Source organism: Rhizobium sp. ZX09, assembly GCF_017357485.1.
GTDB lineage: Bacteria > Pseudomonadota > Alphaproteobacteria > Rhizobiales > Rhizobiaceae > Agrobacterium > Agrobacterium pusense.
On sequence record NZ_CP031363.1, the window covers coordinates 1093784 to 1105786 of the forward strand.

The 12003-nt window shown below is 60.1% G+C and carries 10 protein-coding genes and 1 pseudogene; 9 read left to right on the forward strand and 2 right to left on the reverse strand.

Annotation, left to right across the window (positions count from 1 at the left end):
* Nucleotides 1-105 precede the first annotated feature (105 nt).
* The 9 genes and pseudogenes from dusB (at nucleotide 106) to hflX (ending at nucleotide 11089) form a co-directional block, all read left to right on the forward strand.
* Entirely contained in the window at nucleotides 106-1122 is a 1017-nt protein-coding gene (dusB, locus tag BTN45_RS05335; RefSeq protein WP_207589169.1) for a tRNA dihydrouridine synthase DusB, read from the forward strand.
* On the forward strand, nucleotides 1119-2267 hold the full coding sequence (locus tag BTN45_RS05340; RefSeq protein WP_004441645.1) for a nitrogen regulation protein NR(II): 1149 nt from the start codon (nucleotides 1119-1121) through the stop codon (nucleotides 2265-2267). The genes dusB and BTN45_RS05340 overlap by 4 nt, the downstream gene beginning before the upstream one ends.
* On the forward strand, nucleotides 2264-3715 hold the full coding sequence (gene ntrC, locus BTN45_RS05345) for a nitrogen regulation protein NR(I) (RefSeq protein WP_004441656.1): 1452 nt from the start codon (nucleotides 2264-2266) through the stop codon (nucleotides 3713-3715). Before BTN45_RS05340 ends, ntrC begins: the two co-directional genes overlap by 4 nt.
* Nucleotides 3716-3865: 150 nt before the next feature.
* Nucleotides 3866-6127, forward strand: coding sequence for a PAS domain-containing sensor histidine kinase (locus BTN45_RS05350; RefSeq protein WP_004441659.1), 2262 nt, complete (start codon nucleotides 3866-3868; stop codon nucleotides 6125-6127).
* Nucleotides 6117-7481 (forward strand): sigma-54 dependent transcriptional regulator, encoded by a 1365-nt coding sequence (locus BTN45_RS05355; protein ID WP_004441661.1) that lies wholly within the window; start codon nucleotides 6117-6119, stop codon nucleotides 7479-7481. Before BTN45_RS05350 ends, BTN45_RS05355 begins: the two co-directional genes overlap by 11 nt.
* A gap of 48 nt (nucleotides 7482-7529) precedes the next feature.
* Nucleotides 7530-8906 carry a Trk system potassium transporter TrkA gene (gene trkA / locus BTN45_RS05360; protein ID WP_004441664.1) on the forward strand — a complete coding sequence of 459 codons (1377 nt, stop codon included), beginning with the start codon at nucleotides 7530-7532 and terminating at the stop codon, nucleotides 8904-8906.
* Between the two features lie 184 nt (nucleotides 8907-9090).
* Nucleotides 9091-9306, forward strand: a pseudogene (gene hfq, locus BTN45_RS26330) (RNA chaperone Hfq); the annotation flags it as partial.
* Nucleotides 9283-9573 (forward strand): RNA chaperone Hfq, encoded by a 291-nt coding sequence (hfq, locus tag BTN45_RS05365; protein ID WP_197483846.1) that lies wholly within the window; start codon nucleotides 9283-9285, stop codon nucleotides 9571-9573. The pseudogene hfq (BTN45_RS26330) and the gene hfq (BTN45_RS05365), both read left to right, overlap by 24 nt.
* A gap of 109 nt (nucleotides 9574-9682) precedes the next feature.
* A complete protein-coding gene (hflX, locus tag BTN45_RS05370; RefSeq protein ID WP_175477704.1) occupies nucleotides 9683-11089 on the forward strand; it encodes a GTPase HflX in 1407 nt (468 codons plus the stop codon).
* Between the two features lie 72 nt (nucleotides 11090-11161).
* Here hflX and BTN45_RS05375 read toward each other — a convergent pair whose 3' ends face one another.
* Nucleotides 11162-11518 carry a VOC family protein gene (locus tag BTN45_RS05375; RefSeq protein WP_207589170.1) on the reverse strand — a complete coding sequence of 119 codons (357 nt, stop codon included), beginning with the start codon at nucleotides 11516-11518 and terminating at the stop codon, nucleotides 11162-11164.
* An 11-nt stretch (nucleotides 11519-11529) separates the two neighbouring features.
* Nucleotides 11530-11934 carry an SRPBCC family protein gene (locus BTN45_RS05380; protein ID WP_207589171.1) on the reverse strand — a complete coding sequence of 135 codons (405 nt, stop codon included), beginning with the start codon at nucleotides 11932-11934 and terminating at the stop codon, nucleotides 11530-11532.
* Nucleotides 11935-12003: the final 69 nt, after the last annotated feature.

Here is a 12003-nt window from a genome sequence, read left to right on the forward strand (position 1 = left end):
AGCAAAACAGGCAGGCAGCCGCTCAGCAAATAAAGGTGCAACCTTCTAAAAGTGCTTGGCAACTGCGCAAACACTGTCTAAAAATAATGCAAATAACCCTTCTGCATGAAAGATCATCATTTGGCCCTTCCGGAGTTGTCAGAACCGTTCAGCATCGGCTCAGTCACGATCCGTAATCGGGCTGTGCTGGCGCCCATGTCGGGCGTGACGGATCTGCCGTTCCGACAGCTCGCCTGGCGTTACGGAGCGGGCCTCGTGGTGACGGAAATGGTGGCAAGCCGGGAGCTTGTTGCCAATCGCGGGGAATCCTGGGCGCGGCTGAAAAATGCAGGCATGGTTCCGCACATGGTGCAGCTTGCGGGGCGCGAGGCGCATTTCATGGCCGAGGCGGCGAAGATCGCTGCTGGCAATGGCGCCGGTATCATCGATATCAATATGGGCTGTCCTGCCAAGAAGGTGACGGGCGGTTATTCAGGCTCGGCGCTGATGCGCGATCCCGATCACGCGCTTTCGCTGATCGAGGCGACTGTCAAAGCGGTCGATGTGCCGGTGACCTTGAAGATGCGGCTCGGCTGGGATGAAAACAGCATTAACGCACCTGATATAGCTCGGCGCGCCGAAGCAGCAGGCGTTCGCCTTATTACCATTCACGGTCGCACCCGCATGCAGTTTTACGAGGGGCGGGCGGATTGGGATGCCATCCGCGCCGTGCGTGAGGTGATTTCCGTGCCGCTGATCGCCAATGGTGACATCGAGACGGCGGAAGATGCTCGCGAAATCCTGCGGCGGTCGGGTGCGGACGCCGTCATGGTCGGTCGCGGCGCGCAGGGGCAGCCGTGGTTGCCGGCGGTGCTCGCGGGGCATGCAGCGCCGCATCGAGAGGATATCCCCGCCATCGCCGTCGAACATTATGAGATGATGCTGGAATTTTACGGAAGGGAAGCCGGCCTCCGGCATGCCCGCAAACATCTCGGCTGGTATCTCGACCGTTTCGCGCCAGGTATCGCCACGACCGACAAGGCAAAAATCATGACATCGCGCGAGACGGGGGAGGTGGCAGACCTGCTGCGTTCCGCCCTTTGCGAAAATGCGGGCGAAGATGCCGCAAGGAAGGCCGCATGAGCGCTGATAAACACAGCCCTGCAGATGCGAACCCGCTCGCCATGGCGGTTCTGAACGCGGTGCAGAATCCCGTAATTCTGGTGGATGCCGAAGGTTTTATCGCCTTCGCCAACTGGGAAGCCGAAGCCTTTTTCGGGGCCAGCGCCTCCCACCTCGCGCGCTATAGGGTTTCCACTTTCATCCCCTTCGGCAGCCCGCTGCTTGCCCTGATCGATCAGGTGCGGGAGCGCCGCGCGCCGGTCAATGAATATCGCGTTGATCTGAGCTCGCCGCGTCTCGGCCAGGACAAGCTGGTCGATCTTTATGTCGCGCCCGTCGTCAGCGAGCCTGGATCGGTCGTCGTCGTCTTTCAGGAACGGTCTATGGCCGACAAGATCGACCGGCAGCTGACCCATCGCGCTGCTGCCCGCTCCGTCACCGGTCTTGCCTCCATGCTCGCGCATGAGATCAAGAACCCTCTCTCGGGCATTCGCGGCGCGGCCCAGCTTCTGGAGACCTCGGTTGCGGATGAGGACCGGGCGCTGACCCGGCTGATCTGTGACGAGACGGATCGCATCGTTTCGCTGGTCGACCGCATGGAGGTGTTTTCCGACGAGCGGCCGGTGGATCGCGTGCCGGTCAACATCCATTCGGTTCTCGATCATGTAAAGGCGATCGCCAAGGCCGGTTTCGCCCGCAACATCAAGATATCGGAGAATTACGACCCGTCGCTGCCGCCGGTCTACGCCAACCGCGACCAGCTGGTGCAGGTCTTCCTCAACCTGGTCAAGAATGCGGCCGAAGCGGTGGCCAATCAGTCGGATGGCGAGATCGTGCTGACGACCGCCTATCGTCCCGGGATCCGACTATCGGTTGCCGGCAGCCGGGAGCGCATCTCGCTTCCGCTGGAATTCTGCGTGCATGACAATGGCCCGGGCGTACCCGCCGATCTCTTGCCGCATCTTTTCGATCCGTTCATCACCACCAAGACGAATGGTTCGGGCCTCGGTCTGGCGCTTGTCGCCAAGCTGATCGGCGCCCATGGCGGCATTGTCGAATGCGACAGCCAGAACCACCGCACGACTTTCCGCGTATTGATGCCCGTCTCGCCGGAAGTGGCGCTCGACGACAGCACTTTGCCGAACACGACAGGGAATGACCAATGACAGCTACGATCCTCGTCGCCGATGATGATGCCGCAATCCGCACGGTGCTCAACCAGGCGCTGAGCCGCGCCGGTTACGACGTGCGCATCACCTCCAATGCTGCAACGCTCTGGCGCTGGGTTTCGGCAGGTGAGGGCGATCTTGTCGTCACCGATGTCGTCATGCCCGATGAAAACGCCTTCGACCTTCTGCCGCGCATCAAGAAAGCCCGTCCGGACCTTCCCGTTCTCGTCATGAGCGCTCAGAACACCTTCATGACCGCCATCAAGGCCTCGGAAAAGGGTGCCTACGATTACCTGCCCAAGCCCTTCGACCTGACAGAACTGATCGCCATCATTGGCCGGGCTTTATCGGAGCCCAAGCGCAAGCCGGCGAAGCTGGACGACGACATGCAGGACGGCATGCCGCTCGTCGGTCGCTCCGCCGCAATGCAGGAAATCTACCGGGTTCTCGCCCGCCTGATGCAGACCGACCTGACGCTGATGATAACGGGCGAATCCGGCACGGGTAAGGAACTGGTGGCCCGCGCGCTGCATGATTACGGCAAACGCCGCAACGGTCCGTTCGTCGCCATCAACATGGCGGCAATCCCGCGCGACCTCATTGAATCCGAACTCTTCGGCCATGAAAAGGGCGCCTTTACCGGCGCTCAGAACCGCTCCACGGGGCGTTTCGAACAGGCCGAGGGCGGCACGCTCTTCCTCGATGAAATCGGCGACATGCCGATGGACGCCCAGACGCGCCTGCTGCGCGTATTGCAGCAGGGTGAATATACGACGGTCGGCGGACGCACGCCGATCCGTACCGATGTCCGTATCGTCGCGGCAACCAACAAGGATCTGAAGCAGTCGATCAATCAGGGCCTGTTCCGCGAGGACCTCTATTATCGCCTGAACGTGGTGCCGTTGCGCCTGCCACCTCTGCGGGACCGCGCCGAGGATATTCCCGATCTGGTTCGCCATTTCATCCAGACGGGCGAGAAGGAAGGCCTGGAAGGCAAGCGTTTCGAGACCGAAGCTCTTGAAGTCATGAAGGCCTATGCCTGGCCGGGCAACGTGCGCGAGCTGGAAAACCTGATCCGCCGCCTGATGGCGCTTTATCCGCAGGAAGTCATCACCCGCGAGATCATCGAGCAGGAACTGCAATCGGATGTTCCCGACAGCCCGCTTGACAAGATGGCGGTCCGCACCGGTTCACTCACCATCTCGCAGGCGGTCGAGGAGAACATGCGGGACTATTTCGCCAGCTTCGGCGATGGCCTTCCGCCGCCCGGCCTTTATGACCGCGTGCTGCGCGAACTGGAGTATCCGCTGATTCTGGCTGCGTTGACTGCCACGCGCGGCAACCAGATCAAGGCTGCCGATCTTCTCGGTCTGAACCGAAATACCCTGCGCAAGAAAATCCGCGAGCTGGGTGTTTCCGTCTATCGCAGCTCCCGCCCCAGCTGAGAATGTTGACAAGGCCGCATTTGTCGTTGCATTTTCGCCACATTGTGTTGCTTGGAAAACACTAGGAAGGACAGAGATTCGCCCCACATGTGCGAACCTCGCCTGACTTCATGACTGTGGCGCTGGCTGGCCAGCGATTGGGAGTAGTGCATGCGGAAACCCGCCGCCGAAAACGCCGTTGCCGACGAAGCAGCGGGCATGGTGGTCGCCGATCGCAGGATGTCTTTCGCTCTGCCGGGGCTGGTGCTCGCCGGCGTGGCCCTCGTGTGCGCCATCATCACGCTTTTCGTGCTGCTGGGCGTCACGCCAATCGCGCCGACATCGAATGTGGTCATCGCTTCCGTCGTCATCAACTCGATCTTCGTGATCGGCCTGATCTTCCTGATCGGTCGCGAAATCAACCGGCTGCTGAAAGCGCGCAAAAAGGGCAGGGCGGCGGCGCGTCTGCACGTGCGCATTGTCGTCCTTTTCTCCATCGTGGCGATCACGCCCGCAGTGCTCGTCGCCATCTTCGCCAGCCTGACGCTGAATGTCGGTCTCGATCGCTGGTTTTCGCTGCGCACCCAGTCGATCGTCGATTCATCAAGTAATATCGCCCAGGCATACATGATGGAGAATGCCGGTTACCTCCAGGGGCAGACCCTGTCGATGGCGACCGACCTCGACCGCAACCGCGCTCTCTTTTATCTCGACCGCACCGGATTCGTTGATCTTATGACCCGCCAGGCGAAGGGGCGCGGCCTTCTTGGTGCGTTTCTCGTGCAGGAGGATGGCGACGCCGTCGCCCAGGCCGACATCAAGACGGAAAAGCCGCTTCCCGCGATACCGCATGACGCGCTCGAAAAGGCGGCCGCCGGCCAGCCGACGCTGATCCCGCCCGGTATTACCAACCTCGTAGGCGCCATCATCAAGCTCGAAGGCATCAGCGGCACATTCCTTTATACGGTGCGTGCGGTCGATCCCAAGGTGATGGGCGCGATGCGGCTGATGGAAGAGAACCGCGCCGAATACAAGGCCATGGAGGCAGGCCGCGCCCCGCTGCAGATCGCCTTCGCAATTCTCTATCTCGGTTTTGCGCTGATCGTGCTGCTCGCGGCAATCTGGACGGCCATTGCGGTGGCCGACCGTATCGTGCGGCCGATCCGCCTTCTCATCAGCGCCGCAGACAGCGTTGCCACCGGCAACATGCATGTCCTCGTTCCCGTTCGCGCTGTCGATGGCGACGTCGGGCGCCTGTCCCGCACCTTCAACAAGATGGTGTCGGAACTGCGCAGCCAGCAGGAGCAGATCATCGAGGCCAAGGACGACATCGATGATCGCCGCCGTTTCATCGAGGCCGTGCTGTCAGGCGTGACCGCCGCGGTTATCGGCGTTGACGAAAACCGCAGGATCACCATCGTCAATCCGTCGGGCGAAGAGTTCCTCGCACAAACGTCGGAACAGCTCATTGGCGCACAACTCTCCGAGATCGCGCCTGAGATCGAACAGGTCGTCAACGAGGCCAACAGCTGGTCGCGCGGCAACTTCCGCAAGCAGATCAACATTATGCGGCGTGGCAAGGAACGAACGCTGAATGTGCAGGTGACGCGCGAAGACGCCCGCGACAGCCGTGACAGCTACGTCATCACGCTCGACGACATCACCGATCTCGTCATCGCGCAACGCTCGACGGCGTGGTCGGATGTCGCGCGGCGTATCGCACACGAAATCAAGAACCCGCTGACGCCGATCCAGCTTTCCGCCGAGCGCATCAAGCGCCGTTTCGGCAAGCAGATCGACGAAAGCGACCGCGCCGTCTTCGACCAGTGTACGGACACCATCGTCCGGCAGGTCGGCGATATAGGCCGCATGGTAGATGAATTCTCCGCTTTTGCGCGTATGCCGAAGCCAACGAAGGAAAAGTCGGACCTGAGGGCGATCCTGAAGGACGCAGCGTTTCTCCGGGAAATCAGCGCCGCTGACACCAAGTTCACGACGGAGCTGGGTGACACCCCGCTGGAGGGCATGTTCGATGCCCGCATGCTGGGGCAGGCCTTTGGCAACCTCATCAAGAATGCGACGGAAGCCATCGAAGCAGTGGAAGGCGAAAAGCGGCCGGGCAAAATCCTCGTTCGCGCGTCCTTCGACGAGGCCAACTCGCGTTTTGTGGCCGACATCATCGACAATGGCCGCGGTCTGCCGGTGGAAAATCGCCACCGCATTCTCGAACCCTATATGACGATGCGGGACAAGGGCACAGGCCTTGGCCTCGCCATCGTCAAGAAGATCATCGAAGAGCATGGCGGGTATCTGGAACTCCATGATGCCCCGCCGGAGTTCGATCATGGCCACGGCGCCATGATCAGAGTGCTGCTGCCCTATATCGAGGCGGTCGGCGGCGAAAATAACAAGGAAGCAGCATATGGCGTCTGATATTCTGGTCGTGGATGACGAGGCGGACATTCGCGAAATCGTGGCGGGCATTCTCTCCGATGAGGGGCATGAAACGCGTATGGCGTTCGACAGCGACAGCGCGCTGGCCGCCATTTCGGAGCGTGTGCCGCGCCTGATCTTCCTCGACATCTGGATGCAGGGTTCGAAGCTCGATGGTCTGGCGCTGCTCGATGAGATCAAGAGCCGCCATCCCGAAATTCCGGTCGTGATGATCTCGGGTCACGGTAATATCGAAACCGCCGTCAACGCCATCAAGCGCGGCGCCTTCGACTTCATCGAAAAGCCGTTCAAGGCGGACCGTCTGATTCTCATTGCCGAACGCGCGCTGGAAAACTCCAAGCTGAAGCGCGAGGTTCAGGAGCTCAAGAAGCGCACGGGAGATGCGGTTGAACTTGTCGGTGCGTCACTTGCGGTATCGCAGCTGCGCCAGACCATAGACCGGGTCGCGCCCACCAACAGCCGAATCATGATTCTCGGCCCGTCAGGTTCCGGCAAGGAACTGGTGGCGCGGATGATCCACAAAAAGTCGTCTCGGGCGACAGGTCCCTTTGTTGCCCTTAACGCCGCGACGATCACGCCGGATCGCATGGAGATTGCACTCTTCGGCACCGAAGGCCTGCCTGGACAGCCCCGGAAGGTGGGCGCACTGGAAGAAGCCCATCGTGGCGTTCTTTATCTCGACGAAGTGGGCGAGATGCCCCGCGAGACCCAGAACAAGATCCTCCGCGTGCTTGTCGACCAGCAATTCGAGCGTGTGGGCGGCGGCAAGCGGGTGAAGGTGGATGTGCGCATCATTTCGTCGACGGCTCATCACCTCGAAAGCCTGATCGCCGAGGGCCAGTTCCGTGAGGATCTCTACCACCGGCTCGCCGTCGTGCCGGTGAAGGTACCGGCGCTGTCCGAGCGACGCGAGGATATTCCCTTCCTCGTCGACATGTTCATGCGGCAGATTTCCGAACAGGCTGGCATCCGTCCGCGCAAGATCGGCGACGACGCAATGGCCGTTCTTCAGACCCATGACTGGCCGGGCAACATCCGACAGCTTCGCAACAATATCGAGCGGTTGATGATACTGGCGCGTCCCGAAGGCGGTGAAGCCCCGATCTCTGCTGACATGCTGCCGTCCGATATCGGCGACATGTTGCCGAAGATATCGGCTCAGGGCGATCAGCACATCATGACGCTGCCGTTGCGCGAAGCTCGCGAAATGTTCGAGCGAGACTATCTGGTGGCGCAGATCAACCGATTCGGGGGCAATATTTCGCGAACGGCGGAATTTGTCGGCATGGAACGCTCTGCACTGCATCGCAAACTGAAATCTCTCGGCGTATAAGGGGCCAGGGCCAGGTCGCCGTAACCGATTATCCGTCAGAGAGACAGCATGAGAGTCATCATTTGCGGCGCAGGGCAGGTGGGTTACGGCATCGCCGAACAATTGTCGCGCGAGGACAACGAAGTATCCGTCATCGATACCGCCGCGTCTTTGATAACCGCCATCACTGAGACGCTTGATGTCCGCGGTTACGTCGGCCATGGCGCGCATCCAGACATGCTGGCCAAGGCCGGAGCGGACCAGGCGGACATGATCATCGCCGTGACGCTGCATGACGAAATCAACATCGTCGCCTGCGAGGTTGCGCATGCCTTGTTCAGCGTGCCGACCAAGATCGCCCGCATCCGCGACCAGAGCTATCTTAAGCCTGAATATGCCGATCTCTTCAGCCGCGAAAACATGTCTATCGACGTGACGATCTCGCCGGAAGTTGAAGTCGGCAAGATGGTGCTGCGGCGCATCGCCTTTCCGGGCGCGACCGACGTGGTGCGTTTCGCGGACGACACGGTCTACATGCTGGCCATCGAATGTATGGAGGATTGCCCGGTCATCAATACGCCGTTGCAGCAACTCTCCAGCCTCTTTCCAGACCTCATCGCGACGGTTGTGGGTGTCTACCGGGATGGTTTCCTCAAGGTGGCGCATTCTTCCGAACAATTGCGGGTCGGCGACCTTGCCTACGTCATCTGCCAGCGGCAACACGCCCGCCGCACGCTCAGCCTGTTCGGTCACGAAGAGCAGGAGGCGCAGCGCATCGTTATTGCGGGCGCGGGCAATATCGGCCACTTCGTTGCAAGCAAGATCGAGGAGTTGCAGCCAAAGACGCGGGTGAAGATAATCGAAGCGGATCGCGACAGGGCAGTTGCCGCATCGGAACAGCTCAGCCACACCATCGTCATGCATGGTTCAGCGCTGGACCAGAAAATTCTCATGCAGGCCGACATTCAGGACGCGGACCTGATCGTCACCCTGACCAATAACGACCAGACCAATATCCTGGCTGCGGTCATGGCCAAGCAGCTCGGCTGCAAGTCGAACCTCGCGCTTTTGAACAGTTCCTCCTTTCACGAGGTTGCCGACTCGCTCGGACTTGACGCCTATATCAATCCGAGGGCGGTCACCATTTCCCGCGTTCTCCAGCATGTGCGCAAGGGTCGTATTCGTTCCGTCTATGCCGTGCAGCGCGGTTCGGCAGAGGTGATCGAGGCGGAGGCGCTGGAAACGTCACCGCTCGTCGGTCAGTCCTTTCGTGACGTTGAAATGCCCGAAGGCGTCCGTATCGGCGCGATCTATCGCGATGGCGTGGTCATCCGGCCGGATGGCAGCACCAAGATCAAGGCAAAAGACCGTGTCGTACTGTTCGCCTCCGCCGACGCGGTGCGGGACGTGGAACAGCTTTTCCGCGTTTCGATACAATATTTCTGACTGTTTCGACGGGAGAAAACGGGTCAATACTCGTACCCATTCGGCTGTTTTCGCCGTTGCCGAACAAGACACGATTTGATACCAGAGTTTGAGGTCGGCCAAACGGGGGACGAGATTTGGCCGGCTTATTATTGATTGATTATTTTCCGGTATCCCTGCCGGCAAAAAAGAAAGAAGCGGCGCCATGGCGGAACGTTCTCAAAACCTTCAAGATCTTTTCCTCAACACCGTACGCAAGAAAAAGATTTCACTGACGATCTTCCTGATCAACGGTGTCAAGCTGACGGGCGTGATAACGTCCTTCGATAATTTCTGCGTTCTGCTGCGCCGGGACGGTCATTCGCAGCTGGTTTACAAGCATGCGATCTCGACCATCATGCCTGGACAGCCGCTGGAACTCGAAATCGAAGAAGGTCCGGACCGCTCGCAGAACCTTCAGGACCTGTTCCTCAGCACGGTTCGCAAGAAGAACATTGCGCTGACGATCTTCCTGATCAACGGTGTCAAGCTCACGGGCGTGGTCACGGCTTTCGACAATTTCTGCGAGCTTCTGCGTCGCGACGATCACGCACAGCTTGTCTACAAGCACGCTATTTCGACCATCATGCCGGGTCAGCCGATGCAGATGTTCGAAAACGAAGAAGGCGCTGCACGCGAGGCGTCCTGACCTTCTCGCCTTATTGGAACCAACCGTACCGGGAACTTATTTGCCGCTGGGCGGTTGCTTCCTATTGACGTCCGCGCCAGCGCGGACGAATGCCCAACCACCTTTCCCGATGAGGACTGCCATTTCGACCCGCGACACCTCGAACGAATCGATCATTCCCGAGCAGGAAAAACACCGCGACGACATGCGCGCCGTGGTTCTTGTGCCGGTCCTGAAGCAACGCGACACCCGCGACGCCGCTGCATCACCTGCCGCTGCTGGCCGCTCGGTGGAGGCGAAGCTTGAGGAAGCGAAGGGGCTGGCGCTCGCCATCGATCTCGAGGTGACCCAGGGGCTTATCGTCGCGGTCAACCAGCCACGTCCGGCGACATTGTTCGGCACCGGCAAGATCGAGGAAATCGGTCATCTTCTGGATGAAACCAATTCCGGCCTGGTCATTGTCGACCATCCGCTGACACCGGTGCAGCAGCGCAATCTCGAAAAGCATTGGAACGCCAAGGTCATCGATCGAACGGGCCTGATCCTGGAAATCTTCGGGCGCCGAGCCTCCACCAAGGAGGGTACGCTGCAGGTCGATCTTGCGCATCTGAACTATCAGAAGGGTCGCCTCGTTCGAAGCTGGACCCACCTTGAACGCCAGCGCGGTGGCGCGGGCTTCATGGGCGGCCCCGGTGAAACGCAGATCGAGGCTGACCGGCGCCTGCTTCAGGAACGCATCGTCAAGCTCGAGCGGGAACTGGAGCAGGTGGTGCGAACCCGCCAGCTTCATCGCGCCAAGCGCCGCAAGGTGCCGCATCCGATCGTGGCGCTGGTCGGGTATACCAATGCCGGCAAGTCGACGCTGTTCAACCGCATCACCGGCGCGGGCGTTCTGGCCGAGGACATGCTGTTCGCCACGCTCGACCCGACATTGCGGCGCATGAAACTGCCGCACGGCCGCACGGTGATCCTGTCCGATACGGTCGGCTTCATTTCCGATCTGCCGACACATCTGGTCGCGGCTTTCCGTGCGACGCTGGAAGAAGTGCTGGAAGCCGATCTCATCCTGCATGTCCGCGATATGTCCGATCCGGACAATGCCGCGCAGTCGGCGGATGTACTGCGCATCCTCGGCGATCTCGGCATTGACGAAAAGGAAGCCGAACACCGTATCATCGAGGTCTGGAACAAGGTTGACCGCCTCGATCCGGAAGCCCACGACGCAATCATGCAAAGAGCCGAAGGCAGCGCCAATATTCGTGCTGTCTCTGCGATCACCGGCGAGGGCGTCGATGCCCTGATGGACGAGATTTCGAAACGCCTCTCCGGTGTCCTGACGGAGACCACCGTGGTCCTGTCCGTTGAACAATTGCCGCTGATTTCCTGGGTCTACAGCAATTCCATCGTTGACGGGCGGGAAGATCACGAAGACGGCTCGGTTGCCCTCGATGTTCGCCTGTCCGAAGCGCAGGCCGCAGAGCTGGAACGCAAGCTCGGGAAGACGACCACACGCGAGCGGGAGGACTGGGAACGCTGAGCGCTCCCGGCCGCCCCTTATTCCAAGTCATTCTTCCGCGCAAAGCCGAGAGTTGACGTTTGCCGAAACGTCTTACGCCGCAGACCAGACCGCCAGTTCATATCCATCGGGATCGGTAAAATGGAACCGGCGTCCGCCGGGAAAGGCGAAGATTGCGACGGTTATCTCGCCACCCGCCGCCACCACCTGCCGCTGGGCATCGTCGATATCAGCCGCATAGAGAATAACCAGCGGTCCACCCTTCGCGGAAACCGGCGCCGTGGTGGTAAAACCGCCGGTCAGGCGGCCGTCGGAAAATTCGCAATATTGCGGACCGTAATCCTTGAAACACCAGCCGAAAGCGCCGCCGTAAAAGGCTTTGCTGCGCTCAATATCGCTCACGTTGAACTCGACATAGTCGATTCGCCGGTCGTTGCCATTTTCCGTCATTATTTACTCCATCACGTCTCTTCGAGCAGCGCCTTCAAGGCTTCTAGATCGGCTGTGACAGCCCTCGCATCCCCGTTGAAATCCTCGTCCGTCATCCCCTCAAGACGAAGCAGCGTGAAACTGACCTCGGCGCCACTGCCGTTCGGGGTCACCCTGAGCGCGTTATAGACCTTCAGGCCATCGGGCAAGGTGACGACGTGATCCACGACCCCGAATTCGTTTGCTGGCGCAAAATTCACCCTGACCTCGCCGAGTGGTCCGCCTTCGGCGATCCAGTCTTCGCCATCGGGCCTGAGGCCACCTGCCAGTCCAGCAGCCCAGCGACCCATGTTGTTCGGATCGGAAACGAAGTCATAGACGTGACTCCACGGCTTCTCGATAGACAGATGAATGATTCTCGACTGCATGACAGACATCTGATCCTCCTCTTGCGGCAAGCTCCTCTTGCTGCGCCACTTTGTCGTCACTTGATGCAAGTCAAGGAT

Coding starts and splice junctions, on each gene's coding strand:
- dusB (WP_207589169.1), top strand. CDS start 106: ATGAAAGATCATCATTTGGCCCTTCCGGAGTTGTCAGAACCGTTCAGC.
- BTN45_RS05340 (WP_004441645.1), top strand. CDS start 1,119: ATGAGCGCTGATAAACACAGCCCTGCAGATGCGAACCCGCTCGCCATG.
- ntrC (WP_004441656.1), top strand. CDS start 2,264: ATGACAGCTACGATCCTCGTCGCCGATGATGATGCCGCAATCCGCACG.
- BTN45_RS05350 (WP_004441659.1), top strand. CDS start 3,866: ATGCGGAAACCCGCCGCCGAAAACGCCGTTGCCGACGAAGCAGCGGGC.
- BTN45_RS05355 (WP_004441661.1), top strand. CDS start 6,117: ATGGCGTCTGATATTCTGGTCGTGGATGACGAGGCGGACATTCGCGAA.
- trkA (WP_004441664.1), top strand. CDS start 7,530: ATGAGAGTCATCATTTGCGGCGCAGGGCAGGTGGGTTACGGCATCGCC.
- hfq (WP_197483846.1), top strand. CDS start 9,283: ATGCCTGGACAGCCGCTGGAACTCGAAATCGAAGAAGGTCCGGACCGC.
- hflX (WP_175477704.1), top strand. CDS start 9,683: ATGAGGACTGCCATTTCGACCCGCGACACCTCGAACGAATCGATCATT.
- BTN45_RS05375 (WP_207589170.1), bottom strand. CDS start 11,518: ATGACGGAAAATGGCAACGACCGGCGAATCGACTATGTCGAGTTCAAC.
- BTN45_RS05380 (WP_207589171.1), bottom strand. CDS start 11,934: ATGTCTGTCATGCAGTCGAGAATCATTCATCTGTCTATCGAGAAGCCG.